Origin of the sequence: Streptomyces regalis, from assembly GCF_001509475.1 — a bacterium.
GTDB classification, from domain to species: domain Bacteria; phylum Actinomycetota; class Actinomycetes; order Streptomycetales; family Streptomycetaceae; genus Streptomyces; species Streptomyces regalis.
In genome coordinates, this window is sequence record NZ_LLZG01000220.1 from 60,498 (window position 1) to 79,752 (window position 19,255).

Genomic DNA, 19,255 nt, shown 5'->3' on the forward strand with positions numbered 1-19,255 from the left:
TTGGTAAGCGAGATCAGCCGGTCGACCCGAAATCAGCGAGTGCGGTCGGCCGCTGCCGTCGCCTTCGTCGCCAGCTGCCACAGCTCCTCGCGCAGCCGCTGCACCTCCGGGCCGTCGAGCCCGGTCTCGGCGAGCAGCGCGCCGGGCACGCGCGCCGCGCGCTCCCGCAGCTCCTCGCCGCGCCCTGTGCACGCGACCAGCACCGAGCGCTCGTCGCTCGCCGCACGCTCCCGGCGTACCAGACCCGCCGCCTGAAGCCGCTTGAGCAACGGCGACACCGTGCCGTAGTCCAGCCGCAGCGCGCCGGCCAGCTCCTTCACCGTCGTCTCGCCGCGCTCCCACAGGACCAGCAGGACGAGGTACTGCGGGTAGGTGAGGCCGAGTTCGTCGAGGAGCGGGCGGTACGCGGCCGTCACCGCGCGCTGGGCGGCGTACAGCGCGAAGCACAGCTGCTCGTCCAGCAGCAGCGAGCCCTCGGCCCCGATGCCCGCGTCCCGGGTGCCCTCGTCGTTGGTCACGCGCCCATTGTCACGGACCGCGGATCGAATCCGAACGGCAGCTCCAGGCGATGGGCGCGCATCAGCTCGTCGTCGGACAGCAGCTCGGCCGTCCTGCCGTCCGCCGCGATCACGCCCTCGCTGAGAACGAGGGAGCGCGGGCACAGCTCCAGGGCGTACGGCAGGTCGTGCGTGACCATCAGGACGGTGACGTCCAACGAGCGCAGGATGTCGGCCAGTTCGCGGCGGGAGGCGGGGTCGAGGTTGGAGGAGGGCTCGTCGAGGACGAGGATCTCCGGCTCCATGGCCAGCACGGTCGCCACCGCGACCCGGCGCCGCTGACCGAAGGACAGGTGGTGTGGCGGACGGTCCTTGAACTCCGCCATCCCGACCCGCTCCAGCGCCCGGTCGACCCGCTCCTCCAGTTCCGGGCCCTTCAGCCCGGCCGCCGCAGGCCCGAAGGCGACGTCCTCGCGAACCGTCGGCATGAACAGCTGGTCGTCCGGGTCCTGGAAGACGATTCCGACCCGGCGCCGGATCTCGGCCATGTGCTGCTTGCCGACGGGCAGCCCGGCGACGTGCACCGTGCCCGCGCCGCCGGTCAGGATGCCGTTGAGGTGCAGCACAAGCGTCGTCTTGCCGGCACCGTTCGGCCCGAGCAGCGCGACCCGCTCGCCGCGCGCGATGGAGAAGTCCACGCCGAACAGGGCCTGGTGGCCGTCGGGGTAGGCGAAGGCCAGACCGGCCACGTCCAGGGAGGCAATCGGTTCCTTCACAGTGACCATCCCAGTAGACAGACGACGAGGGCGGCGAAGGGAAGCGCGAGGGCGTACGACCACTGCGCCCGGGACGCGGTCACCTCGTCGATCACCGGCATCGAACCGGCGTACCCGCGGCTGACCATGGCCAGGTGCACGCGCTCGCCGCGCTCGTAGGACCGGATGAACAGCGCGCCCGCCGACTTCGCGAGCACGCCCCAGTGCCGCACGCCGCTCGCCTCGAAGCCGCGCGATTCGCGGGCGATGCGCATCCGCCGCATCTCGTCCGTGATGACATCGCCGTACCGGATCATGAAGGACGCGATCTGCACGAGGAGGGGCGGGAGCTTCAACCGCTGCAACCCCAGCAGGAGTTCACGCAGCTCGGTCGTGGAGGCGAGCAGCACGGACGCGGCGACGCCCAGGGTGCCCTTCGCGAGCACGTTCCAGGCGCCCCACAGCCCGCTGACGCTCAGTGACATCCCCAGCACCTCGACCCGCTCGCCCTCCGCGACGAACGGCATCAGCACGGCGAACGCGACGAACGGCACCTCGATCAGCAGCCGCTTGAGCAGAAAGCCGGCGGGCACGCGCGCGACGTACGCGACGAGCGCGAGCAGTACGGCGTACAGGCCGAACGCCCACATCGCCTCCCGCGGCGTCGACACCACGACCACCACGAACGCGAACGTGGCGGCGAGCTTGGTGTGCGGCGGCAGGCCGTGCACGGGCGAGTGCCCGTGCCGGTAGAGCCGGTGCGCGTGTCCTGCGCCCATGCTCAGACGCTCGTGCTCGCGGGCGACACATCGGCCGCCCCGTCCGTACGGCGCCGGCGCACCGCCCAGAAGATGCCGGTGCCGGCGACCACGGTCGCTCCGACGCCGATCACGCCGGCGAGGCCGCCGGACAGACGGGCGTTGTCGATGTCCTTGACGCCGTAGTCGGCGAGCAGGGAGTCGGCGTTCGCGTGCTTCTCGGCGGACTGCGCGAACCCCTTGTCCTGGGCGACCTTCTCCAGGCCGTCGGGGCTGGCGGAGGCGTAGAAGCTGACGAACCCGGCGAGGACGAGGGAGGTGACCAGGCCGCCGATCCACAGCGTGCGGCGGGAGGTGCGGGCCGCGACCGGCTGCCCGGCCCCGGCCGCCGGAGCGTCGACGAGCTCGCCGCCGATCCGCAGCTTCAGCGGCTGCCGCAGGTCACGGGCGCCGTACACGAGGTCCGGGCGTACGGCAATGACGGCGCCGATGGTCAGCGCGGTGATCGCGGCCTCGCCGATGCCGATCAGCAGGTGGACGCCGACCATGGCGGTGGCGACCTTGCCGATCGACACGTCGGTGGTGCCGCCGATCCAGAACAGGAGCGTGAACGCGAGGGCCGCGGCCGGCACCGACACCACCGAGGCGACGAAGGAGGCGGCGGTGATCGACCGCCGGGTCTTCGGCAGGACCTTCACCAGGCCACGGAAGACGACGTAGGCGACGCCGACGCCGACGATCGCCATGTTGGTGATGTTCACGCCGAGCGCGGTGAGGCCGCCGTCCGCGAAGAGGATGCCCTGCATCAGCAGGACGACGGAGATGCACAGCGCGCCGGTGAAGGGGCCGACGAGGATCGCGGCCAGGGCGCCCCCGAGTAGATGTCCGCTGGTCCCGGCCGCGACGGGGAAGTTCAGCATCTGCACCGCGAAGATGAACGCCGCCACCAGGCCGGCCAGCGGCGCCGTCCGCTCGTCGAGCTCGCGGCGCGCGCCGCGCAGGCTCACGGCGACCGCGGCCGCGGCGACCACTCCGGTCACGGCGGAGGTGGGGGCGTCTATGAATCCGTCAGGTACGTGCACCGTTCGATGATAGTGGCTTAATGCGAATAGGTTGCAAGAGCGAGGAGCTTGTGTATCCGCACTTCTGCATCCGCGCTTGCTTTAAACCGCATGTGAGATACGTCGGCTCCAGGGAGCGCTTTCCGCAAGATATGCGACATTGGAGGAGGAGCGGAGGTACAGCTTTCGCACAGGTCACGCACTGTAAGGGGCCGTCCGATGTCGGTAGTCGAACAGTACGCCCGAGCCCATATCGTCACGGACGCCGACCTCTTGCAGGAAGAGCAGGAGGCCGTCCCGGTCGTCCTGCGCTATGACCCCGATACCGACCCGCGCTCGGTGCGCGTGCGGTTGCCCGGGCGCGAGGAACACGAGTGGACGTTCTCGCGCTCCCTGCTGGAACAGGGTCTGCGTGCCCCCACGGGGAGCGGCGAGATACGGGTGTGGCCGTGCGGGAGGGTGCAGGCCGTCGTGGAGTTCCACTCGGCCGAGGGCGTTTCGGTGGTGCAGTTCGAGTCGAAGGCCTTGATGAGGTTCCTGCGGCGGACCTACCTGGCCGCCGCACCCGTGACGCGCTGAGTTTCAGCCGCCGACCTCAGTCGCCGAGCTTCAGCCACCCATCTTCAGCAGTGCCGCCACGATCGGGCCCGCCGTCTCTCCGCCGTGGCCGCCCTCCTGGACCACACCCGCTGCCGCGAGGTCGCCCCGGTACGCGGTGAACCAGCCGTTCGGCTTCTTCTGGCCGTCGACCTCCGCCGAGCCGGTCTTCGCGCCGACGTCACCGGTGACCCCGGACATCGCCTCGGCCGCCGTGCCGTAGGCCGCCGTGTAGGCCATCAGCTCGCGCAGCTGCGAGACCGTGGCCCCCGACATGGTGCGGGAGGCGGTGGCGAGGGTGCGGTTGTCGACCGTCGGGGCCACCAGGTAGGGCTGCTTGAAGGTGCCCGTCTTGACGGTCGCCGAGACCGACGCCATGTTCAGCGGGTTCATCCGCACGCCGCCCTGGCCGATGAGCGAGGCCGCCATCTGGGCCTGCGACTGGACCGGGACGGAGCCGTCGAAGGTGGAGACGCCGACGGACCAGTTGTTCAGGGAGAGGCCGAAGACCTGCTGGGCCTGCTTGGTCAGGCTGTCGTTGTCCAGCTCGGGGGCCTGGCTGATGAAGGCCGTGTTGCAGGAGCGGGCGAAGCTCGCCTTGAACGTGCCGCCCTTGATCTCGAACTTGTCGTCGTTCTGGAACTTCCAGTGGCCGTACGTGAAGTACTTCGGGCACGGGTGCTGCTCGTCCGCCGACGCGAGGCCCTTCTCGATCAGCAGCGACGAGGTGATGACCTTCATCGTGGAGCCCGGGGCGAGGGAGCCCTGGAAGGCGGTGTTGAAGCCGTGCGAGGAGTTCGCGACCGCCAGGATCTCGCCCGTCGAGGGGCGCAGGACGACCACCGACGCCTTGGACTTGGCGGCCACCTGCTGCTCCGCGGCGGCCTGCATCGTCGGGCTCAGCGTCGTCTTCACGGTGCCCGGCGTGCCCTTGCTCAGCTCCAGCAGGGACTTGTCGGACAGCTCGCCCTTCTTGGACTCCTCGCCGCGGATCACCTGCAGCTCGACGCCCGCCTTGCCGCCGGCCTTCTCGCCGTACTTCTCGCGCAGCCCGTCCAGGACCGAGCCCAGCGACGGGTACGCGGCCTCCGTCAGCTCGCCGCCGTCCCGGTCGAGGGCCTTGACCGGCGGGGTGCCGGACTCGCCGGTGACCAGCTTGTCGCCGTCCTTCAGGTCGGGGTGGACGATCGCGGAGTGCCACTCGACGAGCGGCTTGCCGTCCTCGGCGCGGCGGACGACGGTCAGTGAACTGTCGTACGTCAGCGGCTTCTCGGTGCCCTTGTACGACACCGTGCCCTTCACGGAGAAGGGGACCTTGTCGCCGGTGCGGGTGCCGGCGGTGAGGGTGACGTCCTTGATGTGGGCGTCCTTGGTGTAGCCGGTCAGCAGGGCCTGGGCGGCCGTCGTGTCGTCCGTGGCGGCGGCCGCCTCGGTCACCTTGCCCTGCTGCCAGGCGGTGAGGAACTCCCGGGCCGCGGACGTGACCTCGGTCGCCGACAGCGGGCCGGTCTTGACGTCCTTCGCCTTGTCGTCGGCGCTCGCCGACGTCGACTGCGTACGGCTGTCGGCGACGGCCCCGCCGCCGAACAGCGCGTAGGCGCCGAACCCGGCGCCGCCGATGACCACGGCGATCATCCCGCCGAGCACGGCGGGGTTGGTCTTCCGTCGCTCAGCGACGCGCCCTCTGTTGCCCACTTCTTTCCGTTCCCTCGCGTATTCCAGGGGCCCCCGCCGCCCCGCCGACCTGAGAGCCTGTGAACGGACCCCCGCCTGCGCTGCGACGCCCGGCACGCACGCTCGCCGCGTTGCCGAAACGCCCACGTGGCTCCGCCACGAGGGCGCTCCGGCGCCTTGCGATCGCACGCACCGGACGCCGCAGCGCCCGCCCTACGGGCGGACGACGGGGGTCCGTTCACAGGCTCTCCCGCATACCAACGACGACGACCACCCTAGAGTCCCGTGGCGCGGCGGATAAGTTCAGCCGGACGCTCGTAGCACGTCTGCGACAATCGGCCCGGCCGCGTCGCCGCCGTGGCCGCCCTGCTGGGACAGGGCCGCGGCCGCCACATCATTGCGGAACCCGGTGAACCAGCTGTCAGAGGTGGCCTTGCCGTCGATCTCGGCGGAACCGGTCTTGGCGCCGATGTCGCCGCCGAGCCCCGACATGACCTGCACGGCGGTGCCCGGGGCCGTGGTCGCGGTCAGCCGCATCATCTGCTTCAGCTGGGCGGCGGTGCTCGCCCGCAGCCCCTGGGCGGTGGCCAGTTGGCGGTTGTCGAGCTCGGGCGAGACCAGATAGGGCTGGCGGAACTCGCCGGTGATCGCGGTGGCCGTCACCGACGCCATGTTCAGCGGGTTCATCTGGACCTGGCCCTGGCCGATGGCGTTGGCCGCGCGGTCCGGGCCGCCGGAGGCGGGGACGCTGCCGTCGAAGGAGGTGATGCCGGTCTTCCAGTCGCGGCCGATCCCGAACCGCTCCTCGGCCTCCTGGGTCAGCGAGGCGTCGGTGACCTCGTCGACGAGCTTGATGAAGGCCGTGTTGCAGGAGCGCATGAAGCCGTTGGTGAGGGTGGCGCTCGCGGTCTCGTTGGGCTCCAGGCCCGTGAGGTTCTTGAAGGTCTGGCTCTTCCAGGTGGCGGTCGGCGGACAGGGCGCCGGGCCGTTCATCGAGGTCACGCCGTTGTCGATGAGCATCGCCGCGGTGATGATCTTCATCGTGGAGCCGGGGGCGACCTTGCCCTCGAAGGCCGCGTTGAAGGCGTCGTCCCGGTGGTTGGCCACCGCCAGTACCTCGCCGGTGCTCGGCTTGAGCGCCACGACCGAGGACTGGGCGTGCTGCTTCACCGCCTTTTCGGCCGCCGCCTGCACGCTCGCGCTGAGCGTCGTCTCCAGCTTGCCGGGTCTGCCCTTCGCGAGGGTCAGCAGCGAGGTGTCCGGCGACTCGTCGGCGTGCCGTATCGCCAGCTCGATGCCGGGCGAGCCGCCGGTCTTGCTGCCGTACCGCTCGCGCAGCGTGTCCAGGATCGGGCCGAGCGAGGGGTACTTCTGCTTCGTCAGCACGGTGCCGTTGCGGTCGACGGCCTCGATGGGCGGGCTCGCCGCCTCGCCGGTGACGAGGGTGTCGTCCTTCTTCAACTCCGGGTGGATCACGGTCGGTTCCCAGTCGACGAGGGCCCGCCCGGTGGTGATCCCGCGCACGACGGTGAGCTGACTCTTGTAGCTGAGCGCCTTGGACTTCCCGCCGTAGGACACCTTGGCCTTCACCGTGTACGGCACGGTGGCGCCCTTGGCCTTGCCGGGTGTGATCTTCACGCCGGTGATGTGCGCGGCGTCGCCGTAGGAGGTGAGCACCCTCTCCGCGGCCGCGTCGTTGTTCGTGTACGACGCCGCCTGCGTCGCCTGCCCCTTCTCCCAGGCCGCGAAGAACTTCGCCGTGGTCTCCTCGACCTCGTCCCCGCTCGGCGGCCCGGACCGCACCGGCGCCGGCTCACCGCCCTGGCCTGTCGCCCCGCCGCCGTTCAACGCGGACATGATGTTGTACGCGCCGTACCCGGCACCCCCCACCATCACGGCGAACACCCCGCCTATGACGGCAGCCTTGACCCCCTTGGACATGCGTCCCCTCCCCGTTTCAGTCCTCCGCACTGTAAGTGGCGTGAGGGAAACCCGTGGAAGGTGTTTTCTTTTGTTGGCCGTTTTTATGCGCTGCAGCCGGCCTGGTCGGCCGACCGCAGCGCTCGGCGGGCGACGATCCTCAGAGGACGCCGAAGGGGGCGAGGCCGAGGATGGCGACTGCGGGAGCAGCCGCCAAGGGGAGGACGCCCGGCGGGTAGGCGGCCGAGTACGGGTACACCAGGTTCGTGGACGTCTGCGGGGGCTGGGAGTCGCGGGTGTCGGCGTTGGCGACGGTCGTGGCCGACATGACCGCTGCTGCGGCGAGGGCGATGACAGCAAGTGTCCGTTTGGTTACGTTCATGCTCAGTGAACGATCATCGACGGCTCCTGTTACGCAAGCTAGACCCACGTATCCAGCCACATCCGCGACCGCCAGTCGTCCACCGGGATCGCCGTCCCCGTGTAGATCGGCCAGAAGTAGATGAAGTTCCAGGCGATCAGCAGCACCAGTACGCCCGCGCCCGTCGCCCCCGCCACCCGGCGGGTTTCGCCGGCGCGCGGTGGGCCGATGATCGCGCCGAGGAGCATGGCGACGGCCAGGCAGAGGAAGGGGAGGAAGACGACGGCGTAGAAGTAGAAGATCGTGCGCTCCTGGTAGAGGAACCAGGGGAGGTAGCCGGCCGCGACGCCGCAGGCGATGGCGCCCGCTCGCCAGTCGCGGCGAAAGAGCCAGCGCCACAGGACGTACAGGACCGCGAAGGCGGCCACCCACCACAGCAGTGGCGTGCCGATCGCCAGGACCTCGCGCGCGCACTTCTCGCCCGCGTCGACGGGGCAGCCGTCCTTGCCGGGCAGGGGGGACTCGTAGAAGAACGACACCGGGCGGCCGTCGACGATCCAGCTCCACGGGTTGGACTGATACGTGTGCGGGGACGACAGGCCGACGTGGAACTTGTACACCTGGTGCTCGTAATGCCACAGGCTCAGCCACCAGTCGGGGAACAGCCACGACCAATTGCTGCTGCGGCCGTTGGCGGACGCCCAGTCGCGGTAGTAGCCGCCGCTGCCGTCCGTGGGCGAGAGGATCCAGCCCGTCCACGAGACGAGATAGGTGACGATCGCCACCGGCACGGTCGCCAGGAAGGCGAAGCCCAGGTCGCGCTTGAGCACCGCCGTGTACGGGTAGCGGGCACCGGCGACCTTGCGGGCGCCGACGTCCCACAGGACCGTCATCAGGCCGAACGCGACCAGGAAGTACAGGCCGTTCCACTTGGTGCCGATGGCCAGGCCCAGCATCAGACCGGCCAGCCAGCGCCAGGGCCGCCATCCGAGGCGCAGGGTCTCGGCGGTGTGCGCGTCGGGGCGGACCCGGCCGTCGGCGTCGGCCGGCAGCGCGGCGGCGAGTTTCGCGCGTGCCCGGTCCCGGTCGATGACGAGGCAGCCGAACGCCGCCAGCACGAAGAACATCAGCACCCCGTCGAGCAGCGAGGTGCGCGCCATCACGAAGGCCAGCCCGTCCACCGCCATCAGCCCGCCCGCGAGGCAGCCGAGGAAGGTGGAGCGGAAGATACGGCGCCCGATGCGGCACAGCATCAGGACGGCCAGAGTGCCCAGCAGCGCCGTCATGAACCGCCAGCCGAACGGGTTGAACCCGAACATCAGCTCGCCGAGCCCGATGACGTACTTGCCGATCGGCGGATGCACGACGTACGCCGCGTCCGTGGGGATCGGCAGGTGACCGTTGGTCGACAGGACCAGGTCGTTGGCGTTCTTGTCCCAGCTGACCTCGAAGCCGCGGTGGACGAGCGCCCAGGCGTCCTTGGCGTAGTACGTCTCGTCGAATATCACCTTCTTCGGGCTGCCCAGGTTCCAGAACCGCAGCACTCCCGCGAGCAGCGTCACCAGCAGCGGACCGCCCCAGCCGGACCAGCGTGCGATCCGCTCGGCGAGCAGGCGCGGGACGCCGAGGAACTGCCACATCCGCGGGCTGGGCTGGACATACGGCGGCACGAGACGGTCGCGTACGTCGCTTCTGAGCGCCGCCGTGTAGCCGAATCGACGCAGCCGCTGCTGCCACGACGGCCGCTGCTCGTGCGGTGCCTGGTCCTGCCGGGTGTCCGTGGAGGACGCGGTACTGGTCACCGCGCCATCGTAGGGAACACGTCTGTGGGAGTCCCGTGGATGCGCCCTGCGAGGATGGAAACGTGACAGGAACCCTTGTTTTGGCAGGCACCCCCATCGGCGACATCAACGACGCCCCGCCCCGGCTCGCCGAGGAGCTGGCCGGCGCGGACGTGGTCGCCGCCGAGGACACCCGGCGGCTGCGGCGCCTCACCCAGGCGCTGGGCGTGCAGCCGGCCGGGCGGGTCGTGTCGTACTTCGAGGGCAACGAGTCGGCCCGTACGCCCGAGCTCGTCGAGGCCCTCCTGGAAGGCTCGCGCGTGCTGCTGGTGACCGACGCGGGGATGCCGTCGGTGTCGGACCCCGGGTATCGGCTGGTCGCCGCGGCCGTCGAGAAGGACATCCGCGTCACCGCCGTACCGGGGCCGTCCGCCGTGCTCACCGCGCTCGCGCTGTCCGGGCTGCCCGTCGACCGGTTCTGCTTCGAGGGGTTCCTGCCGCGCAAGGCGGGCGAGCGGATGTCGCGTTTGCGGGAGGTGGCCGAGGAGCGGCGGACGCTCGTCTACTTCGAGGCCCCGCACCGGCTCGACGACACGCTCGCCGCGATGGCCGAGGCGTTCGGTGCCGAGCGGCGGGCCGCCGTGTGCCGCGAGCTGACCAAGACGTACGAGGAGGTCAAGCGGGGCGGGCTCGCGGAGCTCGCGGCCTGGGCCGCGGAGGGCGTGCGCGGGGAGATCACCGTCGTGGTCGAGGGCGCGCCGCAGAAGGGGGCCGAGGAGATCGACGCCGCCGAGCTCGTGCGGCGTGTACGCGTTCGTGAAGAGGCGGGGGAGCGGCGCAAGGAGGCGATCGCGGCGGTGGCGGCGGACGCCGGGGTGCCGAAGCGGGAGGTCTTCGACGCGGTCGTGGCGGCGAAGAACGCGGGGGCGTGACATGCCGTGTGAGCAGGGCGTATCTCGGCTGAGCGGGCGCCCCATGCGGGGGTAAAGGGACCCGGCCCTTTCGGCAAGGAACGCCCAAGTCGCCGCCAACACTGGACAGATGGCGTGCGTTCGCTTCCGCGGAGGAGTCCACTGGGCGAAGGGACGCAACCCGTCCCACCAGCGGACCACAGGAGCTGGCATGAGCGAGATCGCACAGCAGACCACGGACCTTCGCAGCGCCGCGACCGCCGTCGTCCACGAGTCGTATTCCTTCGCCTGCATGCGGTGCGGGCACGGCTGGGAGCAGTCGTTCGAGATAGAGCACCACGTAGACGGTGACGGCCGTGAGTTCGTCATATATGTGGCCGACGGCCAGGTGATTCCGTCCCCGTTGAGCCGGCCCACGTGTCAGAACTGCGACAACCACGTCGTCCGCATCATGCGGCCCGGGCAGGTGTCCTCCGTGCAGAACTCCCTGCACCCCCACCGATCGATTCCCCGGCAGGCGGAGCCGAAGCCGGAGACGGAGTCGGCGGCCGGGGCGGACCACCACTGGCATCTGTCCGATCTCCTGCACGTCTTCCACCGCAAGGCGAGCTGAGACGAGCCCCGGCCGATACCGAGCGCCGGCAGAGAAGGCATGCCCCTTTCGTAGGATCGGGGCATGCCTTCGAACACCTCCGACAAGCACGCCGCCCCGCCCCTCCCGGAACCGCTCCGGGTGCCGGTCGCCGACTCCCACACCCACCTCGACATGCAGTCCGGCACGGTGGAGGAGGGCCTGGCGAAGGCCGCGTCGGTCGGGGTGACGACGGTCGTTCAGGTGGGCTGCGACGTCCGCGGCTCGCAGTGGGCGGCCGAGACGGCGGCGCGGTACGAAGCCGTGCACGCGACCGTCGCCCTGCACCCGAACGAGGCCCCGCGCATCGTGCACGGGGACCCCGACGGCTGGTCGCGGCAGGGCGCGCGCGAACCCGGCGGAGCGAGGGCGCTCGACGAGGCGCTCGCGGAGATCGACCGGCTGGCCGCGCTGCCGCACGTCAAGGGCGTCGGTGAGACCGGCCTCGACTACTTCCGCACCGGGCCCGAGGGCAAGGAGGCGCAGGAGGCGTCCTTCCGCGCCCACATCGAGATCGCCAAGCGGCACGGCAAGGCCCTGGTCATCCACGACCGCGAGGCTCATGCGGATGTGCTCCGGGTGCTGAAGGAGGAGGGCGCCCCCGAGCGGACCGTCTTCCACTGCTACTCCGGGGACGCCGAGATGGCCCAGATGTGCGCCCGCGCCGGCTACTACATGTCCTTCGCCGGCAACGTCACCTTCAAGAACGCCCAGAACCTGCGGGACGCGGTGGCGGTGGCCCCGCTGGAGCTGCTCCTCGTGGAGACCGACGCGCCCTTCCTCACGCCTGCCCCGTACCGCGGACGGCCCAACGCCCCGTATCTCATTCCGATCACGGTGCGTGCCATGGCCGCCGTGCGGGGCATCGACGAGGACGCGCTGGCGGCGGCACTGGGGCCGAACACGGCACATGCCTTCGGCTACTGACCGATAACCGACGGATAACGCTCACGCGGGTGCGCGCGGGCTCACGCGGGCTCACGCCGGGTCCGTCATTACGGAGAGTAGTTGCCCCGCTTTGGAGAGTAACTGCCCCTCCGCTAGGTTCTGTGGGCCCGATCCGGACTCCTCCGCTGGAGCGTGTCGTCGTGAGCAACGCGCAGTTCGAGACGTATGGCCCGAGCCCCGCCCACGAGCCCCCGGCATACGGCGGCTTCGACCCGTACAGCGCTCAGACGCTGGGGTACGGGGTGCCGGGGGCGTACCAGACGCGTACGGACACATACGGACCTGTGTACGGGGTGTACGCGGGCTACGGCGACCACAGTGTCCACGGCGGCCATGGGACCCACGGGGATCATGGCGCCCACGGGGACTACGGGAACCACGGGAACCACGGGGACTACGGGAACCACGGGGATTACGGGGATTACGGGGATTACGAGGACACGTACCGGCCCGCGTACGAGATCCCCGAGACGGCGCCCACGCCCGTGGTGCGCCCCCGGCGCGGTCGACGAGCCGCGCGTCGCCACCGGGCCCGAGCCGCCGAGCGGGTGGACGGGCCGATGCGCCGACTCGTGCCGCAGGCGCTGGTCGTCGCGTTCCTCGCAGGCGGGACGACCGCCTTCGTCGCCAAGGACAAGGCGATCGAGCTGAGCGTCGACGGCGAGCCACGCACCATGCACACCTTCGCGGACGACGTCACCGAACTGCTGGACGAGGAGGGCGTGGAGGTAGGGGCGCACGACCTGGTGGCGCCCGCGCCCGATGCGGCGCTCACCAACGGTGACGAGGTCGAGGTGCACTACGGGCGCCCCGTGCGGCTCACGCTCGACGGTCAGCGGCGCGAGGTGTGGACGACCGCGCGCACGGTCGAGGCGGCGCTCAAGCAGTTGGGGGTGCGTGCGGAGGGGGCGTATCTGTCGACGTCGCGCTCCCGGCGCATCGGGCGCGAAGGGCTCGCGCTGGATGTGCGCACCGAGCGCGCGGTGACGATCATGGCGGACGGCCTGGCACGCACGATCCGTACGAACGCGGCGACCGTGGGCGAGGTCGTCGAGCAGGCCGGCATCACCCTGCACGGGCAGGACACCACGTCCGTCCCGCAGGACAGCTTTCCGCGCGACGGCCAGACGGTCACGGTCCTGCGGATCACCGGCAGGAAGGAGATCCGCGACGAGGCCATCCCGTTCGCCGTGGAGCGGATCGACGACCCCTCGGTGTTCAAGGGCACGGAGGTCGTCGAGCGGGCCGGGCAGCCGGGGCTGCGGCGGCTCACGTACTCGCTGCGCACCGTCAACGGCGTCCGGCAGAAGCCGCGGCGGATCAAGTCCGAGGTGGTGCGGGAGCCGCGTACCCAGGTGGTGAAGGTGGGGACGAAGCCGCTGCCGACGTCCGTACAGGGTGCGGGTGATCTGAACTGGCAGGGGCTGGCGGCGTGTGAGTCCGGGGGGCGGCCGGATGCGGTGGACTCGTCGGGGACGTACGGCGGGCTGTACCAGTTCGACACGCAGACCTGGCGGAACCTCGGAGGGAAGGGGCGGCCGCAGGATGCGCCGGCGGCGGAACAGACGCTGCGGGCGAAGAAGCTGTATGTGCGACAGGGGGCGAGTCCCTGGCCGCACTGCGGGTCGCGGTTGCACGGGTGAGCGTCGGCGGCCCGGTCGGCTGCGCTGGTGTGATCGCGCCTGGCGGTGCCCCGTACCCTTGTCGGGTGAGTAGCCCCTCCCCCGACGCCCTGCTGGGCCCCGCCGACGTCCGTGAGCTGGCGGCAGCCCTCGGCGTGCGTCCCACCAAACAGCGCGGCCAGAACTTCGTGATCGACGCGAACACGGTCCGCCGTATCGTCCGCACCGCGGAGGTCCGCCCCGACGACGTGGTCGTCGAGGTCGGCCCGGGGCTCGGCTCCCTCACGCTCGCCCTGCTGGAGGTGGCCGACCGCGTCACCGCCGTCGAGATCGACGACGTACTGGCCGGCGCACTCCCCGCGACCATCGCGGCGCGCATGCCGGAGCGCGCCGACCGTTTCGCGCTGGTGCACACCGACGCGATGCACGTCGCCGAGCTCCCGGGCCCGCCGCCCACCGCGCTGGTCGCGAACCTCCCCTACAACGTGGCCGTTCCCGTCCTCCTGCACATGCTCGAGACCTTCCCGAGCATCGAACGCACCCTCGTCATGGTGCAGTCGGAGGTCGCCGACCGCCTGGCCGCCACGCCCGGCTCCAAGGTGTACGGCGTGCCGTCCGTGAAGGCCAACTGGTACGCCGACGTCAAGCGGGCCGGTGCCATCGGGCGCAATGTCTTCTGGCCCGCGCCGAACGTCGACAGCGGGCTGGTGGCGCTGACCCGGCGTGCCGAGCCGCTCAAGACCACCGCCTCGCGGCGCGAGGTCTTCGCCGTCATCGACGCCGCCTTCGCCCAGCGCCGCAAGACGCTGCGGGCCGCGCTCGCCGGGTGGGCGGGTTCGTCGGCGGCCGCCGAGGCGGCGCTCGTCGGGGCCGGGGTCTCGCCGCAGGCGCGCGGAGAGGCGCTGACCGTCGAGGAGTTCGCGCGCATCGCCGAGCACAAGGCGGACCACAACGCCGAGCACAAGGCAGACCCCAAGAAGGAAGACCCCAAGAAGGAAGACAGGGAGCCGGGTCAGCAGTGAGCGTCACCGTCCGCGTCCCCGCCAAGGTCAACGTCCAGCTCGCGGTGGGCGCCGCCCGTCCCGACGGGTTCCATGACCTGGCCAACGTCTTTCTCGCCGTGGGCCTGTACGACGAGGTCACCGTGACCCCGGCCGACGAACTGCGCGTGACCTGCGAGGGGCCGGACGCCGACCAGGTCCCGCTCGACCGTACGAACCTGGCGGCGCGGGCGGCGATCGTGCTCGCCGAGCGGCATGGGATCGACCCGGCCGTGCACGTCCACATCGCCAAGGACATCCCGGTCGCCGGCGGTATGGCCGGCGGCAGCGCGGACGGTGCGGGCGCGCTCCTCGCCTGCGACGCGCTGTGGGGCACGCGCGCCTCCCGCGAGGAACTCCTCGACATCTGCGCCGAGTTGGGCAGCGACGTGCCGTTCAGCCTGGTCGGCGGGGCGGCCCTGGGCACCGGTCGGGGCGAAAAGCTCCGGACGCTCGACGTGGGCGGCACCTTCCACTGGGTGTTCGCGATGGCCGGGCGCGGGCTGTCGACGCCCGCCGTCTTCCGTGAGTTCGACCGGCTCGGCGAGGGCACGGACATCCCGGAGCCCGTCGCCTCGCAGCCGCTCCTCGACGCCCTCGCGAAGGGCGACCCCGACGCGCTCGCCGCCGCCGTCTCCAACGACCTCCAGCCCGCCGCCCTCTCCCTCTTCCCGGAGCTCGCCCACACCCTCGCCGCCGGCCGCGCGGCGGGCGCGCTCACGGCACTCGTCTCCGGCTCGGGCCCGACGACGGCGTTCCTCGCCCGTGACCCCGAGTCGGCGGTGAAGGTGGCCGAAACTCTACGGTCGTCGGGGACCTGTCGGGCGGTGCGTACGGCGTCCGGACCGGCGCCGGGGGCGACCGCGCTGTCTGCATAAAACAGCCGTCTGCGTAAATCGTGGCGGCGTCCGCAGCGCACGGACGGCGCCGGAGCGTGACGTAGTACTCACAAGTAGGGCTTCTTCGCCCGATCTTCACACGCATGTACTGCGATCGGAGTACGCGTAGGGCGGGTGGGACGGTTAGGGTCCGTTGACGTTTCAAGTGCCTGGCGTCAGGCCAGGCCGCCCGGGCTGCCCTCGTGTGCCCGGCGCCCCCGTCAAATGCACTTCTGGAAGGGGACACTTCCGTGTCCGAATCCCCCACCCCCGCCCAGCCGTCCCACCGTAGAAAGCGCTCCCTGTCCCGCCGCGGCGTGATCGCCGCCGGCGGCGCGGTGGCCGCCGGAGCCGCGATCACGCCAATGGTGTTCGCGGCCACCGACTCCGGCGAGAGCGACAACTCCGCGTCCGGCTCCGGTGATTCCGGTACGACGCCGGAGAAGTTCCCCGCCACCCGGACCGAGGCCGCCACCGGCACCGGCGAGGCCACCACCGCCTTCGCCGCCTCCTACGTAGGGGTGCGCTGGTCCGGCGCGAAGGAGGGCGCCGCCATCCGGCTCGCGGACGGCGACTGGCAGACCCTCGCGAGCGGCTGCGCGACCGTCGAGGACGGCGGCACGGCCCTGGTCGCCGCCGCCAACGCCACCGCCTACGCGGTGAAGGCCCCCAGCGGCATCGACGGCGTCCACTCGCTGGCGATCGACACCACCGACGGCCCGAACCGCACCTTCAAGGTGCCGAGCGAGGCCACGCGCGTGCGTGGCGTGCGCTACCTCTCGCGGCCGGCCTGGGGCGCCGACGAGTCCAAGCGGTTCAAGCCGGACGGCTCGGTCAACTCGCCCGAGACGTACTACCCGCTGCAGATCATCACGGTCCACCACACCGCGACGCCGAACAACGACCCCGACCCGGCCGCGACGGTGCGCGCGATCTACGAGTACCACGCGATCACCAACGACTGGGGCGACATCGGCTACCACTTCCTCATCGACGAGGCCGGCGCGGTCTACGAGGGCCGCTACTCCGGCGACGACGGCATCCCCGCCTTCAACCCGGACGGCGACCTCGTCACCGGCTTCCACTCCGTGGGCTACAACTCCGGCGCCCTCGGCATCGCCCTGATCGGCAACCTCGACCAGCAGGCCCCCACGGACGCGGCCAAGGCGTCCCTGATCCGGCTGATCAAGGTGATCTCCCGGTTCAAGGGCCTGGACCCGCAGGCGAGGGTGACGTACACCAACCCCGTCAACGGCACGAAGAAGGACACGAATACGGTCGGCGGTCACCGCGACTACTTCGCCACCGAGTGCCCCGGCCAGGTCATGTACGACCTCCTCGCCGAGGTCCGCGAGGCGGCCGCCCGCCGCTGACGCCGAGCACGGAGATGCGCCCCGGGGATGCCGTCCCCGGGGCGCACGTTCGTGCGTTTCCCTGCGTCCGCGTAAGGGGGCCGGGGAGACGGGGGCGAGGAGCTGCCGGTCTGCCCGACTACGCTGGGAGGCTGAGCGTCCCCCTGGGCAGGAGAGAAATGGCCGTCAATCTGGTCAATGTCGAGAACGTCAGCAAGGTGTACGGCACCCGTGCCCTGCTCGACGGTGTGTCGCTCGGCGTCTCCGAGGGGGACCGCATCGGCGTCGTCGGGCGCAACGGCGACGGCAAGACGACCCTGATCCGGATGCTGGCCAAGCTGGAGGAGGCCGACACCGGCCGGGTCACCCACTCCGGCGGGTTGCGGCTCGGCGTGCTCACCCAGCACGACTCGCTCGACCCCGAGGCGACCGTCCGGCACGAGGTCATCCGGGACATGGCCGACCACGAGTGGGCCGGGAACGCCAAGGTCAGGGACGTACTCACCGGGCTCTTCGGCGGGCTCGACCTGCCCGGCTTCCCGCAGGGCCTCGACACCGTCATCGGCCCGCTGTCCGGTGGCGAGCGGCGGAGGATCGCGCTCGCCAAGCTCCTCATCGAGGAGCAGGACCTGATCGTCCTCGACGAGCCCACCAACCACCTCGACGTCGAGGGCATCGCCTGGCTCGCCCAGCACCTGCGCGAGCGGCGCTCGGGCCTCGTGTGCGTCACCCACGACCGGTGGTTCCTGGACCAGGTCTGCACGCGCATGTGGGACGTGCAGCGCGGCTCGGTCTACGAGTACGAGGGCGGCTACTCCGACTACGTCTTCGCCCGCGCCGAGCGCGAGCGCATCGCCGCCACCGAGGAGGTCAAGCGGCAGAACCTCGTCCGCAAGGAGCTGGCCTGGCTGCGGCGCGGCGCCCCCGCGCGTACCTCCAAGCCGCGCTTCCGGGTCGAGGCCGCCAACGAGCTCATCAAGGACGTACCGCCGCCCCGGGACAGCAGCGAACTGATGAAGTTCGCCTCGTCCCGGCTCGGGAAGTCCGTCTTCGACCTGGAGGACGTGACCATCCAGGCCGGTCCCAAGGTCCTGCTCAAGCATGTGACGTGGCAGCTCGGGCCCGGCGACCGCATCGGCCTCGTCGGCGTCAACGGCGCCGGCAAGACCTCCCTGCTGCGGGCGATGGCCGAGGCGGCGCGGACCGAGGGCGAGACGCAGCCGACCGGCGGGCGCGTCGTGGTCGGAAAGACCGTCAAGCTCGCCTATCTGTCCCAGGAAGTCGCCGAGCTCGATCCCAACATGCGTGTGCTGGAAGCCGTTCAGCAGGTGCGCGAGCGCGTCGACCTCGGCAAGGGGCGCGAGATGACCGCCGGGCAGCTGTGCGAGACGTTCGGCTTCAGCAAGGAGAAGCAGTGGACGCCGGTCGGGGACCTGTCCGGCGGTGAGCGGCGCCGCCTCCAGCTGCTGCGCCTGCTCATGGACGAGCCCAACGTCCTCTTCCTCGACGAGCCCACCAACGACCTCGACATCGAGACCCTCACCCAGCTCGAGGACGTCCTCGACGGCTGGCCCGGCTCGATGATCGTCATCTCCCACGACCGGTTCTTCGTCGAGCGGACCACGGACCGGGTGTTCGCCCTGCTCGGCGACCACACCCTGCGGATGCTGCCGCGCGGCATCGACGAGTACCTGGAGCGGCGCCACCGGATGGAGGCGCAGGTCATCGCCGCGACTTCCACTCCGGCCGCCGAGAAGGCCGTACCGGAGAAGAGCGCCGCGGATCTGCGTGCCGCCAAGAAGGAGTTGCAGAAGATCGAGCGGCAGCTCGACAAGATCTCCGAGCGGGAGACCAAGCTGCACGCGCAGATCGCGGAGAACGCCACCGACTTCTCGAAGGTGGCCGAACTCGACGCCGAACTGCGTGACTTGGCCGGTCAGCGGGATGAACTGGAGCTGCGCTGGCTGGAGCTGGCCGACGACGCGTAGCGCTCCGCTGGGTTGGGCGGGGTCGCGGTTTCGCCGTGGGGCGTGATGTCCGGTGGCGGGTGCGGCTCCGTTGTGGCTGGTCGCGCCCGCGCGGCGGAGCCGCATGTTCATACAGCCCCGCGCCCCTTCGCCGGGGCGCTGCGCGCCCCTGGTGAAGGGGGTGTGAAGGCGCATAACGGGGGTATCACGGGGTGGTTCTCCCTTGGGAACAGGGGGCGAGACGGCTCGGTGTGCTGTCGGTGGTGGGTGATAGAAAGAGCCGTCTGAGAACAGTCTGAGAACCGCTGGTGTGGCGCAAACGCGACGGCACAGGACGTGCCGCACACCGGTCACAAGGGGGAACCGCGCATGAGCCAGCCGCCCAACCAGCCGCCGCAGGGCGGTTTCGGCGCACCACAGGACCCACGGCAGGGCGGCTTCGGGGCACCACAGCCCCCGCAGCAGGATGCTCCGCAGGCCCCGCCTCCGCCGCCCCAGGGCC

17 protein-coding genes are annotated in these 19,255 nt (G+C 70.9%); 9 read left to right on the forward strand and 8 right to left on the reverse strand.

The annotated features are described in order from the left end of the window. Positions 1-32: 32 nt before the first annotated feature. From ADL12_RS22930 to ADL12_RS22945, 4 genes are read right to left on the reverse strand one after another with little or no spacing between them, the layout of a single operon-like run. Complete coding sequence (locus tag ADL12_RS22930; RefSeq protein WP_062704615.1) at positions 33-518, reverse strand: MarR family winged helix-turn-helix transcriptional regulator; 486 nt, start codon at positions 516-518, stop codon at positions 33-35. Then, positions 515-1,282 carry an energy-coupling factor ABC transporter ATP-binding protein gene (locus ADL12_RS22935; protein WP_062704617.1) on the reverse strand — a complete coding sequence of 256 codons (768 nt, stop codon included), beginning with the start codon at positions 1,280-1,282 and terminating at the stop codon, positions 515-517. The genes ADL12_RS22930 and ADL12_RS22935 overlap by 4 nt, the downstream gene beginning before the upstream one ends. Then, a complete protein-coding gene (gene cbiQ, locus ADL12_RS22940; RefSeq protein WP_062704619.1) occupies positions 1,270-2,031 on the reverse strand; it encodes a cobalt ECF transporter T component CbiQ in 762 nt (253 codons plus the stop codon). The genes ADL12_RS22935 and cbiQ overlap by 13 nt, the downstream gene beginning before the upstream one ends. A 2-nt stretch (positions 2,032-2,033) precedes the next feature. Beyond that, positions 2,034-3,092: an energy-coupling factor ABC transporter permease gene (locus ADL12_RS22945; RefSeq protein WP_062704621.1), complete on the reverse strand. Its 1,059-nt coding sequence runs from the start codon at positions 3,090-3,092 to the stop codon at positions 2,034-2,036. A gap of 198 nt (positions 3,093-3,290) precedes the next feature. Between ADL12_RS22945 and ADL12_RS22950 the strand changes: the two genes are divergently transcribed. Further along, positions 3,291-3,650, forward strand: coding sequence for an SsgA family sporulation/cell division regulator (locus tag ADL12_RS22950; protein WP_062704623.1), 360 nt, complete (start codon positions 3,291-3,293; stop codon positions 3,648-3,650). Positions 3,651-3,680: 30 nt separating this feature from the next. Here the strand turns inward: ADL12_RS22950 and ADL12_RS22955 are convergent, their stop codons facing one another. The 4 genes from ADL12_RS22955 to ADL12_RS22970 all read right to left on the reverse strand — a co-directional run bounded on the left by ADL12_RS22955 (position 3,681) and on the right by ADL12_RS22970 (position 9,425). After that, positions 3,681-5,363 (reverse strand): penicillin-binding transpeptidase domain-containing protein, encoded by a 1,683-nt coding sequence (locus ADL12_RS22955; RefSeq protein ID WP_062704625.1) that lies wholly within the window; start codon positions 5,361-5,363, stop codon positions 3,681-3,683. A 282-nt stretch (positions 5,364-5,645) separates the two neighbouring features. Further along, positions 5,646-7,283 (reverse strand): penicillin-binding transpeptidase domain-containing protein, encoded by a 1,638-nt coding sequence (locus ADL12_RS22960; RefSeq protein ID WP_062704627.1) that lies wholly within the window; start codon positions 7,281-7,283, stop codon positions 5,646-5,648. 139 nt (positions 7,284-7,422) lie between these two features. Beyond that, positions 7,423-7,644, reverse strand: coding sequence for a PhrC/PhrF family phosphatase-inhibitory pheromone (locus ADL12_RS22965; RefSeq protein WP_062704629.1), 222 nt, complete (start codon positions 7,642-7,644; stop codon positions 7,423-7,425). A gap of 38 nt (positions 7,645-7,682) precedes the next feature. Then, the gene (locus tag ADL12_RS22970; RefSeq protein WP_062704631.1) at positions 7,683-9,425 is read right to left on the reverse strand and encodes a dolichyl-phosphate-mannose--protein mannosyltransferase; all 1,743 of its coding nucleotides are present in this window, start codon (positions 9,423-9,425) and stop codon (positions 7,683-7,685) included. Between the two features lie 62 nt (positions 9,426-9,487). Here ADL12_RS22970 and rsmI point away from each other — a divergent pair, with 62 nt between their 5' ends. From rsmI to ADL12_RS23010, 8 genes are all read left to right on the forward strand, one after another. Next, on the forward strand, positions 9,488-10,336 hold the full coding sequence (rsmI, locus tag ADL12_RS22975) for a 16S rRNA (cytidine(1402)-2'-O)-methyltransferase (RefSeq protein ID WP_208614597.1): 849 nt from the start codon (positions 9,488-9,490) through the stop codon (positions 10,334-10,336). Positions 10,337-10,526: 190 nt separating this feature from the next. Further along, entirely contained in the window at positions 10,527-10,928 is a 402-nt protein-coding gene (locus ADL12_RS22980) for a hypothetical protein (protein WP_062704633.1), read from the forward strand. A 63-nt stretch (positions 10,929-10,991) separates the two neighbouring features. After that, positions 10,992-11,873: a TatD family hydrolase gene (locus tag ADL12_RS22985; RefSeq protein WP_062704634.1), complete on the forward strand. Its 882-nt coding sequence runs from the start codon at positions 10,992-10,994 to the stop codon at positions 11,871-11,873. A gap of 161 nt (positions 11,874-12,034) precedes the next feature. Beyond that, on the forward strand, positions 12,035-13,537 hold the full coding sequence (locus ADL12_RS22990; protein WP_062704660.1) for a resuscitation-promoting factor: 1,503 nt from the start codon (positions 12,035-12,037) through the stop codon (positions 13,535-13,537). A gap of 65 nt (positions 13,538-13,602) precedes the next feature. Continuing rightward, positions 13,603-14,538 (forward strand): 16S rRNA (adenine(1518)-N(6)/adenine(1519)-N(6))-dimethyltransferase RsmA, encoded by a 936-nt coding sequence (gene rsmA, locus ADL12_RS22995; RefSeq protein WP_062704635.1) that lies wholly within the window; start codon positions 13,603-13,605, stop codon positions 14,536-14,538. Next, positions 14,535-15,434, forward strand: coding sequence for a 4-(cytidine 5'-diphospho)-2-C-methyl-D-erythritol kinase (locus ADL12_RS23000; RefSeq protein ID WP_062704636.1), 900 nt, complete (start codon positions 14,535-14,537; stop codon positions 15,432-15,434). Before rsmA ends, ADL12_RS23000 begins: the two co-directional genes overlap by 4 nt. A 251-nt stretch (positions 15,435-15,685) precedes the next feature. Then, the gene (locus ADL12_RS23005) at positions 15,686-16,807 is read left to right on the forward strand and encodes a peptidoglycan recognition protein family protein (RefSeq protein ID WP_341846376.1); all 1,122 of its coding nucleotides are present in this window, start codon (positions 15,686-15,688) and stop codon (positions 16,805-16,807) included. Positions 16,808-16,965: 158 nt separating this feature from the next. Next, entirely contained in the window at positions 16,966-18,774 is a 1,809-nt protein-coding gene (locus ADL12_RS23010) for an ABC-F family ATP-binding cassette domain-containing protein (RefSeq protein ID WP_062704638.1), read from the forward strand. Positions 18,775-19,255 lie beyond the last annotated feature (481 nt).

Bases quoted from the DNA above. Each gene is read 5' to 3' on its own strand.
- ADL12_RS22935 (WP_062704617.1), bottom strand. From the start codon at position 1,282: ATGGTCACTGTGAAGGAACCGATTGCCTCCCTGGACGTGGCCGGTCTG.
- cbiQ (WP_062704619.1), bottom strand. From the start codon at position 2,031: ATGGGCGCAGGACACGCGCACCGGCTCTACCGGCACGGGCACTCGCCC.
- ADL12_RS22950 (WP_062704623.1), top strand. From the start codon at position 3,291: ATGTCGGTAGTCGAACAGTACGCCCGAGCCCATATCGTCACGGACGCC.
- ADL12_RS22960 (WP_062704627.1), bottom strand. From the start codon at position 7,283: ATGTCCAAGGGGGTCAAGGCTGCCGTCATAGGCGGGGTGTTCGCCGTG.
- ADL12_RS22965 (WP_062704629.1), bottom strand. From the start codon at position 7,644: ATGAACGTAACCAAACGGACACTTGCTGTCATCGCCCTCGCCGCAGCA.
- ADL12_RS22980 (WP_062704633.1), top strand. From the start codon at position 10,527: ATGAGCGAGATCGCACAGCAGACCACGGACCTTCGCAGCGCCGCGACC.
- ADL12_RS22985 (WP_062704634.1), top strand. From the start codon at position 10,992: ATGCCTTCGAACACCTCCGACAAGCACGCCGCCCCGCCCCTCCCGGAA.
- ADL12_RS23010 (WP_062704638.1), top strand. From the start codon at position 16,966: ATGGCCGTCAATCTGGTCAATGTCGAGAACGTCAGCAAGGTGTACGGC.